The following is an 18,884-nucleotide window of genomic DNA, read 5'->3' on the forward strand; positions in this document are numbered from 1 at the left end:
GTCCAGACGGCTGGTCGTCGCACGGTGACAGCGGCCTACGATGGATCGGTGGCATTCACGCTCGAAGACCTCCCGATCCGAGACGACCTGCGCGGGCAGAGCCCCTACGGCGCTCCGCAGAAGCACGTCCGCGTGCAGCTCAACGTCAACGAGAACACGCATCCCGTTCCGGACGACGTCGCTGCCGACATCGTCGAGTCGATCCGGCAGGCCCTGCTGACGGTCAACCGCTACCCGGACCGCGAGTTCACCGAGCTCCGGCAGTCGCTCGCCGACTACCTCGGACACGACCTGACCGCCGAGCAGCTCTGGGCGGCCAACGGATCGAACGAGGTGTTGCAGCAGCTCCTCCAGGCGTTCGGCGGGCCCGGTCGCTCGGTGCTCGGGTTCCCGCCCACCTACTCGATGCACTCGATCCTCGCGTCGGGCACCGGCACCACGTGGATTCCGGCCCAGCGGGACGACGAGTTCCGCATCTCGCCCGAGACCGTCGTGGCGGCGATCCGAGAGCACCAGCCGGACATCGTGTTCCTGTGCGGGCCGAACAACCCGACGGGCACCCCGCTCGACATCGAGACGATCGCGGCCGCCTACGACGCGACCGACGGCATCGTGATGGTGGACGAGGCGTACGCCGAGTTCATGCCGTCCGACGCCCCGAGCGCCCTCACGCTGCTGCCCGGTCGTGAGCGCCTGGTGGTCTCCCGCACGATGAGCAAGGCGTTCGCGTTCGCCGGTGCCCGGGTCGGCTACATGGCCGCGCACCCGGCCGTCGTCGACGCCGTCCGGTTGGTCCGGTTGCCGTACCACCTGTCCGCGCTGACTCAAGCGGCCGCGATCGCGGCACTCCGGCACGCCCCCGAGATGCTGGCGATGGTCGACGACATCAAGGGGCAGCGCGACCGCATGGTCACCGAGCTGCGGGCGATGGGGTACCGCACCTACGAGACCTGGTCGAACTTCGTCCTGTTCGGCGGTGTCGCCGACCCGAGCGCCGCGTTCGAGGCGCTGCTCGAGCGCGACGTGATCGTGCGCGACCTCGGGATCCCGAACCACCTGCGGGTGAGTGCGGGGACCGAAGCCGAGACGACCGCGTTCCTCGACGCCATGCGGCAGGTCGCCGCCGAGCAGCCGCCGGTTAGGGTTGAGGCATGACCGCCCGCACCGCCTCGATCAGCCGTTCGACGAGCGAATCGAGTGTCGAACTCGAGCTCGACCTGGACGGTACCGGGACCTCGTCGATCTCGACCTCCGTGCCGTTCTTCGACCACATGCTGACGGCGTTCAGCAAGCACTCCCTGATCGACCTGCGGGTGCGCTCGACGGGTGACACCGACATCGACGTGCACCACACGGTCGAGGACACCGGCATCGTGCTCGGTCAGGCGATCAAGCAGGCCCTCGGCGACCGCTCCGGCATCGGCCGGTACGGCGACGCCCTGGTCCCGCTGGACGAAGCGCTGGCCCAGGCCGTCGTCGACGTCTCTGGGCGTCCGTTCCTGGTGCACTCCGGCGAGCCCGCGGGCTTCGAGTTCCACCGCATCGGCGGCCACTTCACCGGCTCGATGGTCCGCCACGTGTTCGAGGCGATCACGTTCAACGCCGGCATCACCGTCCACGTCCGCGTGCTCGAGGGCCGCGACCCCCACCACATTGCCGAAGCCGAGTTCAAGGCGTTCGCCCGAGCCATGCGCAAGGCGGTCGAGCTGGACCCGCGCGTCGACGGCATCCCCTCCACGAAGGGCGCCCTGTGACAACCGCCAAGCCGAACGTCGTCGTCCTCGACTACGGGTCGGGGAACGTCCACTCCGCAGCCAAGGCACTCGAGCGCGCCGGCGCCGAGGTCACCCTGACCTCGGACAAACAGGCGGCACTCAAGGCCGACGGCCTGCTCGTCCCCGGCGTCGGGGCGTTCGCCGCCGTGATCGACCAGCTCGAGGGCGTGCAGGGCGGCGAGATCGTCGACCACCGTCTGGCCGGCGGGCGACCCGTGCTCGGCATCTGCGTCGGCATGCAGGTCCTGTTCTCGCGGGGCATCGAGCGTGGTGCCGACGTCGAAGGGCTCGGCCAGTGGCCCGGCACCGTGCAGGAGATCCAGGCCGAGGTGCTGCCGCACATGGGCTGGAACACCGTGCAGGCGCCCGAGGACTCCGTGCTGTTCGAAGGGCTGCACGACGAGCGCTTCTACTTCGTGCACTCCTACGGGGTGACCGACTTCCCGCTCGAGGCGTACGGGCCGTTCCGCGCGCCCCGTCTGACCTGGGCCGAGCACGGGCAGCCGTTCATCGCCGCGGTCGAGAACGGGCCGCTCACCGCCACGCAGTTCCACCCCGAGAAGTCCGGCGAGCCGGGCATCCGCCTGCTCTCCAACTGGGTGCGTTCGCTCTGAACCCGGCCGGTGCCGGGCGCGACGGCCGTGCCGGACGCGCACCGGGCCTCCCGGCTGTCCGCAGCCCCTTCTCCACCGCAACGAAACCGACAGGACCATGACCGACCTCACCGACACCCCGCCCCTCGTCCTGCTGCCGGCTGTCGACGTCGTCGACGGACAGGCCGTGCGACTCACCCAGGGCGAGGCGGGGAGCGAGACCGGCTACGGCGACCCCGTCGCCGCTGCCCGGACCTGGCGTGACCAGGGCGCCGAGTGGATCCACCTCGTCGACCTCGACGCGGCCTTCGGTCGTGGCGACAACCGCCGCGTGATCGCGCACGCCGTCCGCGAGGTCGAGGGTGTCTCGGTCGAGCTGTCCGGCGGGATCCGCGACGACGCCTCGCTCGAAGCGGCACTGGCGACCGGTGCGGCGCGCGTGAACCTCGGCACCGCGGCGCTCGAGAACCCCGACTGGGCCGCGCGGGTGATCGGTGAGTACGGCGAGCAGATCGCCGTCGGGCTGGACGTCCGCGGCACCACGCTGTCGAGCCGCGGCTGGACCGAGGACGCCGGTGACCTGTGGGAGGTGCTCGACCGGCTGGAAGCCGCCGGGTGCGCCCGCTACGTGGTGACCGACGTCACGAAGGACGGCACGCTGCAGGGCCCCAACGTCGAACTGCTCCGCCAGGTGTGCGACCGGACCGACCAGCCCGTGGTGGCCTCCGGCGGGATCTCGACGCTCGACGACCTCCGTGCGCTCCGCGAACTCGTGCCGTACGGGCTCGAGGGCGCGATCATCGGCAAGGCGCTGTACTCCGGGGCGTTCACGCTGCCGGCCGCACTCGACATCGCCTCCGAGTAACGCCGTGGCGGGCATCTCGAACGGCCGTGGCACCGGGCCGGACGCCGACGACGCGCACACCCCCGGCGGGGCGGCGGACTCGGCGGGCTTCTCGTGGGAAGGTCGCACGTTCGACCACCACGACACCGCGTTCGCGGACGACGACGGACTCGCCGACCCCGCGGTGGTCGCGGCCATCGGTGCGATCGCCGACGGTGCCTCCCAGGCGGCGATCGTCGAGTCGCTCCGGACCGCCCGGCTGCTCATCCCGCTCATCGCCGAGGCCGGTGACGTGGGGGAGACCGATCAGGGCAAGCTCGTCGACAAGACCCAGGAACTCTCGATCGTGACGGTCGCCGGTCCGGACGGTCGCAGCGTGATGCCGGCGTTCACCTCGGTGGACGCCATGCACGCGTGGGACCCGGACGCGCGGCCGGTGCCGGTGGAGTCCCGCCGCGTGGCGATGGCCGCGGCGAGCGAGGACACCCAGCTCGTCGTGCTCGACCCGAAGTCGCCGACCGAGTTCGTGCTGCGTCGACCGGCGGTGTGGGCGCTCGGGCAGGACCTGCCGTGGACCCCGTGCTTCGAGGACCCCGAGGTGGCCCGGGCCTTCGCGGCCTCGGTCGAGGGGGAGGTCAGCGTCGCCCGTGTCGAACTCGCGCCGGGCGACCCGGTCGGCCGGTTCGCCGGGCCGGAGCTGACGGTGGGCCTGGCGCTGCACCCGGGGCTCGACCGCGAGCGGGTCGGCGAGCTCGTCGGTCGGCTGCAGCAGCGGTGGTCGACCGACCCCGTGATCGCGGAGCGGGTCGACAGCATGCGCGTCGCCCTGCGCGCTGCCTGACGAGCAGCAGCGCGGCGGTCCCGCGGCGGTGCGACCCGGCCCAGCCCGAGGTCGCCGGTACGATGACGGGGTGAGCCCGAACCCGACGACCAACCCCACCGGCGCGACCACCCACGGTCCGACGGGGCGTCCCGTCCGGGACTTCCCCGTGCCCGAGGAGCTCGACAGCACCGGACCCGCCCGCATCATCGCGCTCTGCAACCAGAAGGGCGGCGTCGGCAAGACCACGACGGCCATCAACCTGGGCGCCGCGCTCGCCGAGTACGGCCGCAAGGTCCTGGCCGTCGACTTCGACCCGCAGGGCGCGCTGTCCGCGGGTCTCGGCGTCCGGACGCACGACATCCACACCGTGTACGACCTGCTCATGGGTGCCGTGAAGGACCCGAACCAGGTCATCCAGCCGACGAACACCCCCGGCCTCGACGTCATCCCGGCGAACATCGACCTGTCCGCGGCCGAGGTGCACCTGGTCAACGAGGTCGCCCGCGAGCAGATCCTGGCGAGCGTGCTGCGCAAGGTCGCGAACGACTACGACGTGATCCTGGTCGACTGCCAGCCGTCGCTCGGCCTGCTCACCGTGAACGCCCTGACCGCGGCACACGGCGTGCTCATCCCGCTCGAGTGCGAGTTCTTCGCGCTCCGCGGTGTCGCGCTGCTCATCGAGACGATCGACAAGGTGCGCGACCGCCTCAACCCGGCGCTCAAGCTCGACGGCATCCTGGCGACCATGTACGACTCGCGCACGCTGCACTCGCGCGAGGTCATGGAGCGGGTCGTCGACACCTTCGACGACCGCGTGCTCGACACCGTCATCGGCCGCACCGTGAAGTTCCCGGACGCCACGGTGTCCGCACGCCCGATCACGCAGACCGCGCCGGACCACCCTGCCGCCCACGCCTACCGGCAGCTCGCACGAGAGCTCGTCCAGCGTGGCGCCGTCGCCTGACGCGGGGTTCCGGGTCCGGCTCGCCAACTTCGACGGACCGTTCGACCTCCTGCTGTCGCTCATCACGAAGCACGAGCTCGACATCACCGAGGTGTCGCTCGGTGCCGTGACGGGGGAGTTCATCCAGTACGTCCGGCAGGCCGAGTCCGCCGACGAGCTCGACGAGGCCAGCGAGTTCCTGGTCGTCGCGGCGACGCTGCTCGACCTGAAGATCGTCGGGCTGCTGCCCCAGGGTGAGCTCGTGGACGCCGAGGACGTCGCCCTGCTCGAGGCCCGGGACCTGCTGTTCGCCCGATTGCTGCAGTACCGGGCGTTCAAACAGGCCGCCGACTGGTTCGGGGAGCGCTGGGGCGTCGAGTCGCGCCGGCACGTCCGCAGCGTCCGGCTCGAGGAGCGGTTCCGCGCGCGGACGCCGGAACTCGTCTGGACCCTGTCGGTGCAGGACTTCGCCGCACTGGCAGCGCTGGCCTTCGCCCCGCGGGAGATCCCGACCGTCGGCCTCGACCACCTGCACGCCCCGCTCATCAGCATCCGCGAGCAGGCCGCGATCGTCGTGTCGATCCTGCGCACCCGCGATGGTGAGGGCGTCTCGTTCCGTGAACTGGTCGCGGGCGTCGACCAGACGGGTATCGTGGTGGCTCGCTTCCTCGCGATCCTCGAGCTGTACCGGAACGCGTCGATCTCGTTCGAGCAGCTCGAGCCGCTCGGGGAGCTGACACTGCGGTGGACCGCCGAGGACTGGTCCGACGAGAGCCTCGCGAACCTGGGAGCCGACTATGACGGATGACGTGCACGACACGTCCAGCGCCGAACCCGGCGGCGCTGACGAGATGGCCGACGCCCGCGCGATCGAGCACGAGATCCACGAGCGCGCCGCGTCCGAGGCCCACCCCACCATCCCCATCGACCGCCAGCTCGAGGCCATCCTGATGATCGCCGACCAGCCGCAGTCGCTCGTCGCCCTCGGTGCTGCGGTCGGTTCGCCCGTCCCCGCCGTCCGCCAGGCGATCGAACGCCTGGTCGCGGACTTCGACGGCGTCGACGGCACGATCCGCCGTGGCTTCGAACTGCGCGAGGTCGGTGGCGGCTGGCGCTTCTACGTCCGCGCCGACCTGGACCCCGTGGTCGAGCAGTTCGTCGAGGCCGAGCGCCCCTCGCGCCTGTCGCAGGCCGCACTCGAGACCCTCGCGGTCGTCGCCTACAAGCAGCCGATCACCCGCTCGCAGATCGCTGCGATCCGCGCCGTCAACGTCGACGGCGTCGTCCGAACCCTGGTGGCACGCGGCCTCATCGAGGAGTCGTTCACCGACGCCGAGACCGGCGCCATCAACTACGTCACGTCCGACCTGCTCCTGCAGCAGCTCGGCATCAACTCGCTCGACGAGCTGCCGCTCATCTCGCCCCTCCTGGACGACGGTGCGGACGGCTTCGAGCAGAACGAAGGGATCCCCGATGGCAGGGTTTGACGACCGGGGGCGCGGCGCGCCCCGAGACCGAGACGACCGCAACGGACGCTCGGGAGGCCCGGATCGCTCCGGCCGCCCGGCCGGCGGACGCGGTGGGGCCGGCTCCAGTGCCGGTGGCCGCTCCGGCGGGTACGGTCGCGACGACCGCGGGGGCGCACGCCCGCCGCGTGACGACGACCGTCGTGGCGGGTACCCGTCGCGTGACGACCGCGGCGGCGACCGTGGTGGGTACCGCGGCAACTCCGCTCCGCGTGACGACCGTGGTGGCTACCGGGGTCGTGACGACCGTGCCGGTGGCGGTGACCGTGGTGGCTACCGGGGTAACTCCGCTCCGCGTGACGACCGTGGTGGCTACCGCGGCCGCGACGACCGTGGGGCTTCCGCGCCGCGCGACGACCGCGGTGGCGACCGTGGTGGGTACCGTGGCAACTCCGCTCCGCGTGACGACCGTGGTGGGTACCGCGGTCGCGATGACCGTTCCGGTGGCGGCGACCGTGGTGGGTACCGCGGCAACTCGGCTCCGCGTGACGACCGTGGTGGCTACCGCGGCCGTGACGATCGTGGGGCTTCGGCTCCGCGTGATGACCGTGGCGGCTACCGGGGTCGCGATGACCGTGCCGGTGGCGGCGACCGTGGTGGCTACCGGGGTCGTGACGACCGTGGCGCTTCGGCTCCGCGCGACGACCGTGGTGGGTACCGCGGCAACTCGGCTCCGCGTGATGACCGTGGCGGCTACCGGGGTCGCGATGACCGTTCCGGTGGCGGTGACCGTGGTGGCTACCGCGGCAACTCGGCTCCGCGTGACGACCGCGGCGGGTACCGGGGCCGTGACGACCGCAGCGCCGCCCCGCGCGACGACCGTGGTGGGTACCGCGGCCGCGACGACCGTGGCAGCTCCGCTCCCCGCGACGACCGCGGTGGGTACCGGGGTCGCGACGACCGTGGCAGCTCCGCTCCCCGCGACGACCGGCGCGACGACCGCGGCCGCGACGACCGCCGGACTCCCGACGGCCAGCAGAGCCGCGTCTGGCACAACGGCCGCCGCTACGTCGGCGGCACCACGAGCGTCCGCAACAGCGACCGCACCACGCCGAAGCCGAGCGGGCAGCGCGACGACCGGGGCAACCCGGCCGAGGGCACGCCCGAACGGCCGATCATCGAGGACTGGGACGCGGCGGACGGAACGGCGCCTGCCGGGGCCGAGCCGAGCCTCCAGGCAGAGGGTGAGCGCCTGCAGAAGGTGATCGCCGCTGCCGGCGTCGCATCCCGCCGGGTCGCGGAGAACCTGATCGTCGAGGGCCGCGTGACGGTCAACGGCGAGGTCGTGGACGCCCTCGGGCGTCGCGTCGACCCCGAGAAGGACGCGATCAGCGTCGACGGCGTGCCCGTGCAGATCGACTCGTCGCGGCGCTACATCGTGCTGAACAAGCCGACCGGTGTCGTCTCGAGCCTGCAGGACGAGCGCGGTCGCCGCGACCTGACCGAGTTCGTGGACCGCTACGAGGAGCGCCTGTTCAACGTCGGCCGTCTCGACGCGGAGACCTCCGGGCTGCTCGTCCTGACGAACGACGGCGACCTGGCACACGTGCTCGCGCACCCGTCGTTCGGCGTGCAGAAGACGTACATCGCGAAGGTCCACGGCAACGTGAACCCCGCCGTGGTGCAGCGCCTGACCGAGGGCGTCGAGCTCGAGGACGGTCCGATCAAGGCCGACAAGGTGCGGTTGCTCGAGTCCTCGCGGGGTGAGTCGCTCGTCGAGATCACGCTGCACTCCGGCCGCAACCGCATCGTCCGTCGCATGCTCGAGGCCGTCGACCACCCGGTCCTCGAACTCGTCCGCCGGTCGTTCGGACCGCTGCACCTGGGCAGCCTGCCGCCGGGCAAGATGCGCGAGCTCGGCACCGTCGAGGTCGGCAAGCTGCTCAGCACCGTCCGTGACGCGAAGCCGTCCGCTCGTGACGACCGCGACGTCGCGCTCGACCAGGACGACGACGAGTACGAGGACGAGTCGGCGGACTGACCGACCCCGACGCTCGGGCATCGACCGATGCCCGAGCCTCGATCGGTAGGCTTGCCCGGTGACCGACGTGACCCCGACCGACATCGACCGCCGTCTGCGCGGCCCGGTCCGGATCGTCGGTGCCGGGTTGCTCGGTGCCTCGATCGGACTCGCCCTGCGTGACAAGGGCGTGGACGTCGTCCTCGACGACGTCTCGCCCGCCGCGCTGGCGCTCGCCGTGGACTACGGCGCCGGGCGTCGACCAGCTGCCGGCGACCAGCCGGAGCTGATCGTCGTCGCGGTGCCGCCGGACGTCGTCGCGACGGTGGTGGAGCGCGAGCTCGCCGCCCACCCCGACGCCGTCGTGACAGACGTCGCCAGCGTGAAGTCCGGGCCGCTCGCCGCCCTGGTGGCGGCCGGCGCCGACGTCTCCCGCTACATCGGGTCGCACCCGATGGCCGGACGCGAGCGCAGCGGTCCGACCGCCGCCCGCGCCGACCTGTTCGTCGGCCGCCCGTGGGTGATCGCGGGGCACGACGGCATCACGTTCCAGCGTGCCGCGGTGGTCGAGGACCTCGCGCTCGACGTCGGCGCCACCGTCGTGCCGATGGACCCCGAGTCGCACGACCTCGCCGTGGCGTACGTCTCGCACGCGCCGCAGCTCGTGTCGACCCTCATGGCCTCACGCCTGCGGGACGCCCCCGACGGGTCGCTCGGCCTGGCCGGCGGCGGCGTGCGCGACGTCACCCGGATCGCCGCGAGCGACCCGGGGCTCTGGGTGCAGATCATCGGGGCGAACGCCGGGCACATCCGGCCGGTGCTCACCGACCTGCGCGACGACCTGTCCCGCGTGATCGACGCGCTCGGCGACCCGGACGGTGCCGGTTCGCCGCGCACCATCGCCGAGACGATCGCCGACGGCAACCGCGGGGTCGAACGGCTCCCCGGCAAGCACGGCACCACCAAGCGCTTCGCCCAGGTGGTCGTCCTGGTCGACGACACCCCCGGGCAGATCGCCGCACTCCTGACGTTCATCGGGGAGATCGGCATCAACCTCGAGGACATGCGCCTCGAGCACTCACCGGGCGCACAGATCGGCATCGTCGAGGTGTCGGTGCTGCCCGAGCAGGAACAGCGACTCGTCGAGGAACTCGAGGGGCGCGGATGGAGGATCGCAGCAGCATGGGCCTGAACGACGACACGAACGACTCCGGCGTGATCAGTGGACGCGCTCCGGCCGGTGGGACCGACGGGCCCGACTCCGGCCTCCCGACGCCCGGTACCGGTGGTGCCGGCGGGCCGCTCGGCGGCCCCGGTGACGGCTCCGGCGGCGACGGCGGTCCGCTCGGCGGTCCGGCCGGCGGCCTCGGCGAACCCGGCGGGGAGCCCGGCTCGACCAGCGCCCCGATGCCGTCCGGCCTGGCCGGCGGTGCCTACGTGGCGAAGATCGTGATCGCGGTCGACGGCCCCGCCGGCAGCGGCAAGTCGAGCGTCTCCCGCGCGGCCGCCCGCGCCCTGGGCTACGGCTACCAGGACACCGGCGCCGCCTACCGTGCGCTCGCGTGGCACGCCCTGCAGCAGCGGGTCGACCTCGACGACGCCGCGGCGGTCCTGGCGAGCTGGGACACCTTCGACTATGCGATCGGCACCGACCCCGACGACTACTACGTCAAGGTGGGGGAGACCGACGTGACCGAGGCCATCCGCACCCCCGACGTCACCGGCGCGGTCGCCCACATCGCCAAGCTCCCGGACGTCCGGAAGCGCCTGGTCCAGCTGTTCCGCAACGTCATGCGGAAGACCGACGCCCCGGGCATCATCACCGAGGGCCGGGACATCACCACGGTCGTCGCACCCGATGCCGAGGTCCGGATCCTGCTGACGGCCGACGAGTCCGTTAGAATGGCCCGACGCTCGGCAGAGGTCACGACCCAGTCGGCCGCCGAGACCTCCGCAGCACTCGCTCGGCGCGACGCGGCGGACGCGAAGGTCGTCGACTTCATGAACGCCGCCGACGGCGTCACGACGCTCGACTCCACCGACCTCGACTTCGACCAGACCGTGCAGGCGGTCGTCGACCTGGCCCGCGCGGCCACGCACTGACGCACGACCGGACGGCCTCGGCCGCCTGGTCACACCACGGCCGGACCCCCGGCCCCGGCCGGCAACGGCCACCGACACCGCGGCCCCGGCCGCTCGCGAGGAACCCAAGATGGCTCAGCTGGACAACCCGGACAACGACGACTTCCCCCGGTACGACGACGCCCTCGGCGAGCGGCTCGCCGGACTCGACGAGGCCGAGGCCGAGCAGCGCGCGACCGCGCTCCGCGCCGGACTCGAGGAGTACGACCTCGAGGACGAGGACCTCGCCCTGCTCGAGGCCGGTCAGGTCGGCGAGGACGGCGTCCACTACCTGCCCGCCTACCCGGTGCTCGCGATCGTCGGCCGCCCGAACGTCGGCAAGTCCGCGCTCGTCAACCGCATCCTCGGTCGTCGTGAGGCCGTCGTGCAGGACGTCCCCGGCGTCACCCGCGACCGTGTCAGCTACAAGGCCGACTGGAACGACAAGCGCTTCACCCTCGTCGACACCGGCGGCTGGGAGCCCGGCGCCGAGGGCATCAACGCCTCCGTCGCCGCGCAGGCCGAGGTCGCGATCGACCTCGCCGACGCCGTGCTGTTCGTCGTGGACGTCACGGTCGGGATCACCGCCACCGACGAGCACGTCGTCAAGATGCTCCGCGGCACCGACCGCCCCGTCATCGTCGTCGCGAACAAGGCCGACGACGAGCGCCGTGAACTCGACGCCTACGAGCTCTGGAACCTGGGGCTCGGTGAGCCGCACCCGGTGTCGGCCCTGCACGGCCGCGGCGTCGCGGACCTGCTCGACCTGATCATCAAGACGCTGCCCGACACCTCGGCCGTCGCCAAGCAGGAGGTCGGCGGCCCCCGCCGCGTGGCCATCCTCGGCCGCCCGAACGTCGGCAAGAGCTCGCTGCTCAACAAGGCCGCCGGTGAAGAGCGGGTCGTCGTGAACGACATCGCCGGCACCACCCGTGACCCGGTGGACGAGCAGATCGAGCTCGGCGGCAAGGTGTGGCGCTTCGTCGACACCGCCGGCATCCGGAAGCGCGTCCACATGCAGCAGGGCGCCGACTTCTACGCCTCGCTCCGCACCACGGCCGCGCTCGAGAAGGCCGAGGTCGCCGTCGTCGTCCTCGACGTCACCGAGCCTGTGTCCGTGCAGGACCTCCGCATCATCGACCTCGTCCTCGAGTCCGGCCGTGCCCTCGTGCTGGCCTACAACAAGTGGGACCTGCTCGACGACGAGCGCCGCCGCTACCTGGAGCGCGAGATCGAGCAGGACCTGGCGCACGTCGCCTGGGCCCCGCGCGTGAACATCTCGGCCCGCACCGGCCGTCACCTCGAGAAGCTCGTGCCGGCGCTCGAGACCGCCCTCGAGTCGTGGGACACCCGCATCCCGACCGGCAAGGTCAACGCCTTCATCGCCGAGCTCGTGCAGGAGCACCCCCACCCCGTCCGCGGCGGCAAGCAGCCCCGCATCCTGTTCGGGACCCAGGCGTCGAGCCAGCCGCCGACCTTCGTGCTCTTCACGTCGGCGTTCCTCGACCCGCAGTACCGACGCTTCATCACGCGTCGGCTCCGCGAGGTCTGGGGCTTCTCCGGCACGCCGATCAACGTCAACATGCGGGTGCGCGAGCGCCGGAAGCGCTGAGCCCTCCCACCCGTCACACAGAACGCGCCTCGATCCGTCGGGGCGCGTTCTGCGTTCGCGTTCGGCATGGAGGCCCGCAGCCGGTCCGGCACGCCGGTGCGGCATCATGGGGGCGTGGGTACCGGGCCGTGGGCAGCGGACCGACGTCGGCTCGCCCTGGTGGGTGTCCTCGTCGGTGTGGTCGTCGTTGGTTCGGTGTCCCTGTGGACGATCTCGCACGCACCGGACGACGGCGACTCGGTCACCCGTGCCGACTCCGTGCCCTCCGAGCCGGCGCAGTCGCCAGACGTCCGACTGCCGCCGGCCAACGGCCTCGAGGAACCGATCGACCCCGAACCCGTCCGTCCGGTCGACGGTTCGCCCATCGACCCGTGGTGGCGCCGCGTCCCGCCGGTCTCCGGTGACCTCGTCGGCATCGGGGCTGCGGCCTCCGGGCACGTGCGGATCGCCGGGAACCCGGATGACGAGACGCTCGCGGTGGAGATCGACCACCTGGAGACCGGCGGGGACGGCCCGGTCGACGTCGTGCTGTCCGCGGGGACGGTGCGCGGTGGCTCGAAGCCGGTGTGGACACCCGCCGGGGAGTCCTACGACCTGTTCCAGGCTGCCGGGGTCGAACAGGGGCTGACCGTCGTGCTCAGCGACCCGTGGTCACTGCCCGACGAGGTCCGTTCCCTGGTCCTGCTCGACGCCGGCACCGGGACCGTGCTGGGTGGTGCGGCACTCGTCCCGTCGGACTGAGCGGGGCGCAGGCTGAGGCTGGGCGGGGTTGGGGTGCGCTGCGCCGACGCAGAACGACTGTGTCGTGGTCGTCCGACGTCGACAGTGTCGTTCCGCATCGGTGCTCGTGGCTGTGCCGCGTCTGCTGTCGGCCTCGGGATGGGGCACGATGTACTGGTGACGCAGCAGAACGACCGGCTCGGTGTGCTCGCCGACCGTGTGTGGTGCCGTCTGCGCCTCGACCGGTTGGCCGGAGGCCGGCAGGCCGGGTACGTGATCCGCGAGGACATGCTCGAACACCCCGACACCGTCCGCTCGTTCCGGTGGATCCGGTGGCTGCTCGTCGCGGAGACGGTCGTCGGCCTCACCGCCATCGTGGTCGCCGTGCTGCTGACCCGCGCGGGGGACACCCTGTCGTGGGCCGTGTGGTTCCGGTCCACCGTGGTGCTGCTCATCACCCTGACGCTCTACGTGTTCGCCTGGCGGGCGCAGCTCGGGTACTACTGGGCGTACCAGCGGCTGCGGTTGTTCAGCCGGATCTTCCCGATCGTGACGCTGATCGTCGCGGCGATCCCGGGCCTCTACCCGTTCTGGATGGTCATCGAGCAGATCCTGTTCTCGGTGCTCATGGTCGGCATCGGCGACGTGCTGACCAGCGACCACATGCGGGCCACGTTCCCGAAGCCCGCGCGGCGGTAGGGCTCCGGCGGGCGGTGGACCGGCACCGCGACAGAACACGCGTCGATCGACACGTGGACTGTCGTAAAACAGGTGCGGTCCGGCTACGCGACCGTGGCCAGGGCGAACGGGAGCACGGCGGAGGCCCCGGCGCGCCGGAGCTCCCGGCCGGCGACGGTCATCGTCCACCGGCTGTCGACCAGGTCGTCGACGAGCAGCACCGGGCCCTCGTGCGACTGCAGGGCGGCGGCGAGCGACGGATCGACCACGAAGGTGTCCCACACGCCGGACAACCGGTAGGCGCTGTTCGTCGCACCGTCGCCGCGCGGGGTCCCGCCGGCACGGCCGAGCGTGCCGAGGAACTGCAGCCGCCCGATGGTGGACAGCGCCTGGGCGAGGGACCCCACGAGCTCGGGCCGTGACCGCGAGGACATCGCCACGACGCCGGTCGGCCGGGTCTCCCACGGCCAGTCCTTGAGCGCCCGGACACAGCCGTCGACGAGCTCGCGCGAGATCGGGGCATCGGGGGTGGACGTCGAGAAGAGTGCGCGGAGGGGACCGCCCCAGCCGAGGTCGGTCAGACGCGCCACCGCACGGCCGGGCTGCACGAGCTCGTCCGCGCCGATCTTGCCCCGCACGGAGACCCCGAGCGACGACATCCCCGAGGGCCACTGAGCACGCGGGGCGATCTCGACGCCGACCTTGTCGAGCGCGGCCGCGGCTCCGGACGAGTCGGTGTCGGACACGGCGGTCGGGAACCAGGCACCGGCGCAGTTGTCGCACCGGCCGCAGGGCTCGGCAGAGGGGTCGTCGAGGTCCTGCTGCAGCAGCTGCATGCGGCAGGCCGAGGTGGACTCGTAGTCGAGCATCGACCCGGCCTCCGCAGCACGGGCCGCTGCGACCCGCTCGTACCGGGGCGCGTCGTACTCCCACGGCCGCCCGGTCGACACCCAACCGCCGGTGACGCGTCGGACGGCTCCGTCGACGTCGAGCACCTTGAGCAGGAGTTCGAGGGTGGAGCGCTTGATGTCGACCAGGCCCTCGAGCGCCACGGTCGACATCGCGGTGTCGGTGGACAGGGCGCCGAGCACGGCAGCGGCACGGGCCTCGGTCGGCATCGAGGCGCTGGCGAAGTACTGCCAGATCTCGCGGTCCTCACGCCCGGGCAGGAGCAGGACGTCGGCGTTGTCGGTCGCACGACCCGCACGACCGATCTGCTGGTAGTAGGCGACGGGCGACGAGGGAGCGCCGACGTGCACGACGAACCCGAGGTCGGGCTTGTCGAACCCCATGCCGAGCGCACTCGTGGCGACCAGGGCCTTCAGCTCGTTGCCCTTGAGCTGCTGCTCGAGCTGTTCGCGCTCGTCGGTGTCGGTGCGCCCGGTGTAGGCACGGACGGCGTACCCGTTGTCGCGCAGCAGCCGTGCGATGTCCTCGGCCGCCGAGACGGTCAGCGTGTAGATGATGCCGCTGCCGGGCAGATCGCCGAGGTGCGCGAGGAGCCACCCGAGCCGCTGCCGGGCATCGGGCAGCGTCAGCACGCCGAGGCGGAGGGACTTGCGGGCGAGGGACCCGCGGATGGTGAACACCGGGTCGGCCGGACCGGCGGTGAGCTGTTCGGCGACGTCCTCGACCACGCGCTCGTTCGCCGTCGCGGTGGTCGCCAGGACGGGGACGCCGTGGGGGAGCGACCGGATGAGCTCGGCCAGTCGGCGGTAGTCCGGCCGGAAGTCGTGGCCCCAGTCCGAGATGCAGTGCGCTTCGTCGACCACGAGCATCCCCATCCGGGCGATCAGGGTCGGCATCTGCTCGTCGCGGAACTTCGGGTTGTTCAGCCGCTCGGGGGAGACCAGCAGCACGTCGACCTCGTCACGGGCGAGGGCCGCCTGGGTCTCGCCCCACTCGTGGGCGTTCGCGGAGTTGATCGACACCGCACGGACACCGGCCCGCGCGGCAGCGGCGACCTGGTCGCGCATCAGGGCGAGCAGCGGCGACACCAGGACGGTCGGGCCGCCCCCGCGTCGGCGCAGCAGCAGCGTCGCCAGGAAGTACACCGCGGACTTGCCCCACCCGGTGCGCTGCACGACGAGGGCGCGCTGCCGGTGCTCGACCAGCGCCGAGATCGCCTCGAGCTGGCCGGGGTGGAACACTGCGTCGGGGCGCCCCGTGAGCGCAGCGAGCGCCTGCTGCGCCTCGGCGGCGATGTCTGCAGAAGGCGGGGCGGTGGTTTCCATGCCCCCATGCTGTCAGCACCGACCGACGTAACGCAGGTCGTGCCTCCAGGCTGTGGAGAAGCTCCCTACTGGTAGGTGACCAACGACGGCGTCGGCCGCACGTCCCGCATCGTCTGCGCGGGCGTCAGCATGGGCGTGTCCTCGTCGTAGAAGTTCTTCCAGCCCCAGTGCAACCCCTCCGGCGCGCCCTGGTGCAGTGCCTTCCACGTCGCCTGCTTGTCCGGCTGCGACCCCTGCCCGTCGACGTGCACGAGCATGTCGAGCTCCGGGTGGGTCTGCAGTGCGGAGCGGTCCTGGATCATCGACAGCCGGAACTGGTGCAGCACGAGGGCTTTCGGCGGCAGCCCCTCCTCCTTCACGAGGGCAGCCAGCCACGAGGACACCTCGTTCACCTCGGACGCCGAGACACTCCCGATCTGCTTGAGGGGCACCTGGTCCTTCGTCAGCCGCCACTCCGGGTCGAGCGCCAGCCAGACGCCCGGCTTCTTCAGCAGCGACTCGTACTTCTTGGCCTGCGACAGGAAGTCCGACCGACCCGGCTGCAGGTCGATGATGACCGGCATGTCCGCATCGTGCGCGGCCTCGACGTAGGGCTCGAGCGTCGACACCGGCAGCTCCGTCGAGTAGTCGCCGTCGGCTCCGGCGTCCCCGGCGGCGACGGTCGCGATGACCTCCATCGCCGGCGTCACGAGCTCGTCGGACTCGGCCCGGTACGGCTTCGCGACCTGCTCGGCACGCTGCACGGTCTCCTTCGGCCCCTGCTCACCGAGCACGCCCAGCGCCGGCGCCCCCGGAGCCCCGTACAGCGCGACGTACCGGTGCCCGTCGAACGGCCGCTGGCCGCCGTTCCGCAGCTGGAACCCGCCCTCGGCCGCCCGCACCGTCCACTCCGGGTCCGGCAGGGCCTCGAACGCCGCACCGACCAGGACGGTCGGGTGCTTCGCCCGCTCGTGCAGCGCGGTCACCACGTCGGGTGCGGCAGCCGGGTCCGTCACGCCCTCCGGCATGGTCACGACGCGCGCGCCAGCGGCCTTCGCGGTCGCCACGGCAGCAGCGTCCGCACTCGCGTCCGCCACCACCACGGTCGCCTGCCGGGAGGCCCGGGTCGACTCCGGCGCGTCACCACCGTCCGGCGCCTGCCGCTGTTCGACGTCCGTGTCGACCGACACGTCGCCCTCGGCCTGGTACCAGTCGGCGCCGAGCCGGTCGAGCTCGCGGGCGACGGCAGTGCTCTTGTCCTTGGCCGTCAGCAGCACCGGGACGTGGGCGCTCGCCGCAGCCTTCGCCGCATCGCGGATGCCGTCGGTGTCGCCTGCCCGGGCGACGACCGCTCCGGGAGCACTCGCGAACAGCGCCTTGCTGACGCGGACCGACCGGGCTGCGGCGTCCGAGGCATCGGCCACCGTGACGGTGTCGGCCGAGGCCTTCGCCAGGGTCGGGCGGCTCGTGTCCGGTCCGCTCGACGTGCACCCGGCGGCTCCGAGCAGCAGGCCGGAGACCGCGATCGCGACCAGGAAACGAGGGGTGGAACGAGAACGCATCGAGCCACCATACGAGCCAGACGGAGAGGTCCCTGGGAATCCGACGGGTGTCGTCTCGTAGAAGGGAGGCATGCCCCACCACCCCGACGACCGCCCGCTCATCGGACCGGTCCGGTCGCCCGAGGTGCACTGCATGACGCTCAACGTGCGTCGCCGCGTGCCGCGACAGCCGACCCACCCCGACGCCTGGGAGCGTCGCCGAGAGGCCGTGCTCGCGCTCGTCACGTCCGAAGCGCCCACCGTCCTCGCCGTCCAGGAGGCCCTGCCCACGCAGGCGGACGACCTCACCGACGGCCTCGGGTCGGGTTGGGAGCCCGTCCTGGCCGGACGGGGAGCGCGCGGCGGTGGCGAACAGGTCGGCCTGTTCCTCGACCGCTCCCGCCTCGACGTCGTCGAGCGCCGCACCTGGGCGCTCTCCCGCGCGCCCCACCGCCCCGGCTCGCGGTCCTGGGCCACGTCCTTCCCCCGGCACGCCGTCGGAGCCGTCGTCGACGACCGCGCGACCGGCGTGCGGTTCCTGGCGATCGCCACCCACCTCGACGTCGCCTCGCCGTGGGCCCGGGTCCGCTCCGCCGAACTGCTCGGCCGGATCGTCCGGCAGCGCGGCCTGCCCGCCGTGGTCATGGCCGACTGGAACAGCCCCGCCGGTTCCGCACCATGGCGAGCCCTGGCGGAGGCGGGGGCCGAGGACAGCTGGGGGCGGGCCTCCAGGCAGGTGGGTGAGCCCTACGGGACGTACCCGCACTACGGGAGTCCGCGTGTTGGTGGCCGGCGGATCGACGGGGTGCTCGTGACCTCCGAGGCAGAGGTGGACCGCGTCGCGGTCGACGTGCGGCGGCCGGGCGGCGTCTGGCCGTCCGACCACGCTGCCGTGCACGCGGTCGTGCGGTGGGCGTCGTGATCGCCACGCTCGGACCGACGTTCCTGCGGCCGCGGTTCCTGGTGGCCGACGTGGTGCGCGCGCTGACGCTCGTGAGTGTCGTCGTGGCGAGTGTCGGGTGGGGTGGGACGGCGTTCCCGGTCATGGCGCTGGCGCTGCTCGGGGTCGTGGTGCCGCGGATGCTCGGGCTGCGGCCGGCCTTCGACGTGGCGGTGTGCGTGCTCGTGCTCCTCGCCGGGTGGTCGAGTGTGCTCGAGTGGTACACGACCGTCTTCCTGTGGGACAAGTTCATGCACGTCGTGCTGACGGGGCTGCTCGCGGCGGTGCTCTACGTCATCGGTGCCGACCTGCGCGCTGTGCCGGCCCCGCACGCCGAGCGCCGGGTGGTCGTCGCGGTGCTCGCGCTGTGTGCGGGACTCGCTGTCGGGGCGGTCTGGGAGATGGGGGAGTGGCTCGGGCACAACTTCGTCGACTCGAAGATCTTCGTCGGGTACGACGACACGATCGGGGACCTGGCGGCGGACGGGTCCGGCGGGCTGCTCGTCGGGCTCGGGTTGCCGTGGCTGGCGGCGCGGCGCGAGGTGGTGCGGCCGACTCGCCGTGGCACGAATGGGGTCTGACGTCCGCTATGCTG

General features: G+C 72.2%; 18 protein-coding genes. 16 read left to right on the plus strand and 2 right to left on the minus strand.

What is annotated here, in order from left to right:
• The first annotated feature begins 48 nt into the window (after positions 1-48).
• From DEJ01_RS04745 to DEJ01_RS04810, 14 genes are all read left to right on the plus strand, one after another.
• Complete coding sequence (locus tag DEJ01_RS04745; RefSeq protein WP_111092332.1) at positions 49-1,155, plus strand: histidinol-phosphate transaminase; 1,107 nt, start codon at positions 49-51, stop codon at positions 1,153-1,155.
• Positions 1,152-1,754, plus strand: a complete 603-nt coding sequence (gene hisB / locus DEJ01_RS04750) for an imidazoleglycerol-phosphate dehydratase HisB (RefSeq protein WP_027464776.1) — start codon at positions 1,152-1,154, stop codon at positions 1,752-1,754. The genes DEJ01_RS04745 and hisB overlap by 4 nt, the downstream gene beginning before the upstream one ends.
• Positions 1,751-2,389: an imidazole glycerol phosphate synthase subunit HisH gene (gene hisH / locus DEJ01_RS04755; protein WP_111092333.1), complete on the plus strand. Its 639-nt coding sequence runs from the start codon at positions 1,751-1,753 to the stop codon at positions 2,387-2,389. Before hisB ends, hisH begins: the two co-directional genes overlap by 4 nt.
• Positions 2,390-2,486: 97 nt before the next feature.
• The gene (gene priA / locus DEJ01_RS04760; RefSeq protein ID WP_017885902.1) at positions 2,487-3,233 is read left to right on the plus strand and encodes a bifunctional 1-(5-phosphoribosyl)-5-((5-phosphoribosylamino)methylideneamino)imidazole-4-carboxamide isomerase/phosphoribosylanthranilate isomerase PriA; all 747 of its coding nucleotides are present in this window, start codon (positions 2,487-2,489) and stop codon (positions 3,231-3,233) included.
• A gap of 4 nt (positions 3,234-3,237) precedes the next feature.
• Entirely contained in the window at positions 3,238-4,053 is an 816-nt protein-coding gene (locus DEJ01_RS04765) for an SseB family protein (protein WP_111092334.1), read from the plus strand.
• A 70-nt stretch (positions 4,054-4,123) separates the two neighbouring features.
• Positions 4,124-4,999: a ParA family protein gene (locus DEJ01_RS04770; protein ID WP_017885900.1), complete on the plus strand. Its 876-nt coding sequence runs from the start codon at positions 4,124-4,126 to the stop codon at positions 4,997-4,999.
• Positions 4,983-5,786, plus strand: a complete 804-nt coding sequence (locus DEJ01_RS04775; RefSeq protein WP_171907825.1) for a ScpA family protein — start codon at positions 4,983-4,985, stop codon at positions 5,784-5,786. Before DEJ01_RS04770 ends, DEJ01_RS04775 begins: the two co-directional genes overlap by 17 nt.
• The gene (gene scpB, locus DEJ01_RS04780) at positions 5,776-6,465 is read left to right on the plus strand and encodes an SMC-Scp complex subunit ScpB (RefSeq protein ID WP_258375640.1); all 690 of its coding nucleotides are present in this window, start codon (positions 5,776-5,778) and stop codon (positions 6,463-6,465) included. Before DEJ01_RS04775 ends, scpB begins: the two co-directional genes overlap by 11 nt.
• Before the next feature lie 1,231 nt (positions 6,466-7,696).
• Positions 7,697-8,485, plus strand: coding sequence for a pseudouridine synthase (locus DEJ01_RS18370; protein ID WP_228501111.1), 789 nt, complete (start codon positions 7,697-7,699; stop codon positions 8,483-8,485).
• A gap of 58 nt (positions 8,486-8,543) precedes the next feature.
• The gene (locus DEJ01_RS04790; protein WP_111092336.1) at positions 8,544-9,656 is read left to right on the plus strand and encodes a prephenate dehydrogenase; all 1,113 of its coding nucleotides are present in this window, start codon (positions 8,544-8,546) and stop codon (positions 9,654-9,656) included.
• A gap of 215 nt (positions 9,657-9,871) precedes the next feature.
• Entirely contained in the window at positions 9,872-10,567 is a 696-nt protein-coding gene (gene cmk, locus DEJ01_RS04795) for a (d)CMP kinase (RefSeq protein WP_111092406.1), read from the plus strand.
• Between the two features lie 109 nt (positions 10,568-10,676).
• Positions 10,677-12,197, plus strand: coding sequence for a ribosome biogenesis GTPase Der (gene der / locus DEJ01_RS04800; protein WP_071405612.1), 1,521 nt, complete (start codon positions 10,677-10,679; stop codon positions 12,195-12,197).
• Positions 12,198-12,311: 114 nt separating this feature from the next.
• Complete coding sequence (locus tag DEJ01_RS04805; protein ID WP_146247550.1) at positions 12,312-12,938, plus strand: hypothetical protein; 627 nt, start codon at positions 12,312-12,314, stop codon at positions 12,936-12,938.
• A gap of 156 nt (positions 12,939-13,094) precedes the next feature.
• On the plus strand, positions 13,095-13,616 hold the full coding sequence (locus DEJ01_RS04810; RefSeq protein ID WP_111092338.1) for a hypothetical protein: 522 nt from the start codon (positions 13,095-13,097) through the stop codon (positions 13,614-13,616).
• 83 nt (positions 13,617-13,699) lie between these two features.
• Here the strand turns inward: DEJ01_RS04810 and DEJ01_RS04815 are convergent, their stop codons facing one another.
• Both DEJ01_RS04815 and DEJ01_RS04820 read right to left on the minus strand, forming a co-directional pair.
• Positions 13,700-15,829 (minus strand): ATP-dependent DNA helicase RecQ, encoded by a 2,130-nt coding sequence (locus DEJ01_RS04815; protein WP_181438357.1) that lies wholly within the window; start codon positions 15,827-15,829, stop codon positions 13,700-13,702.
• A 65-nt stretch (positions 15,830-15,894) separates the two neighbouring features.
• The gene (locus DEJ01_RS04820) at positions 15,895-17,370 is read right to left on the minus strand and encodes a hypothetical protein (protein ID WP_111092339.1); all 1,476 of its coding nucleotides are present in this window, start codon (positions 17,368-17,370) and stop codon (positions 15,895-15,897) included.
• Positions 17,371-17,440: 70 nt separating this feature from the next.
• On the opposite strand from DEJ01_RS04820, the gene DEJ01_RS04825 reads away from it, so the two are divergent.
• Both DEJ01_RS04825 and DEJ01_RS04830 read left to right on the plus strand, forming a co-directional pair.
• The gene (locus tag DEJ01_RS04825; protein ID WP_111092340.1) at positions 17,441-18,271 is read left to right on the plus strand and encodes an endonuclease/exonuclease/phosphatase family protein; all 831 of its coding nucleotides are present in this window, start codon (positions 17,441-17,443) and stop codon (positions 18,269-18,271) included.
• Positions 18,268-18,870, plus strand: coding sequence for a hypothetical protein (locus DEJ01_RS04830; protein ID WP_146247551.1), 603 nt, complete (start codon positions 18,268-18,270; stop codon positions 18,868-18,870). The genes DEJ01_RS04825 and DEJ01_RS04830 overlap by 4 nt, the downstream gene beginning before the upstream one ends.
• Positions 18,871-18,884 lie beyond the last annotated feature (14 nt).

This window comes from Curtobacterium sp. MCLR17_040 (assembly GCF_003234735.1).
Taxonomy (GTDB): Bacteria; Actinomycetota; Actinomycetes; order Actinomycetales; family Microbacteriaceae; genus Curtobacterium; species Curtobacterium flaccumfaciens.

Coding starts and splice junctions, on each gene's coding strand:
- scpB (WP_258375640.1), top strand. CDS start 5,776: ATGACGGATGACGTGCACGACACGTCCAGCGCCGAACCCGGCGGCGCT.
- priA (WP_017885902.1), top strand. CDS start 2,487: ATGACCGACCTCACCGACACCCCGCCCCTCGTCCTGCTGCCGGCTGTC.
- der (WP_071405612.1), top strand. CDS start 10,677: ATGGCTCAGCTGGACAACCCGGACAACGACGACTTCCCCCGGTACGAC.
- DEJ01_RS04825 (WP_111092340.1), top strand. CDS start 17,441: ATGCCCCACCACCCCGACGACCGCCCGCTCATCGGACCGGTCCGGTCG.
- DEJ01_RS04815 (WP_181438357.1), bottom strand. CDS start 15,829: ATGGAAACCACCGCCCCGCCTTCTGCAGACATCGCCGCCGAGGCGCAG.
- cmk (WP_111092406.1), top strand. CDS start 9,872: ATGCCGTCCGGCCTGGCCGGCGGTGCCTACGTGGCGAAGATCGTGATC.
- DEJ01_RS04820 (WP_111092339.1), bottom strand. CDS start 17,370: ATGCGTTCTCGTTCCACCCCTCGTTTCCTGGTCGCGATCGCGGTCTCC.
- hisB (WP_027464776.1), top strand. CDS start 1,152: ATGACCGCCCGCACCGCCTCGATCAGCCGTTCGACGAGCGAATCGAGT.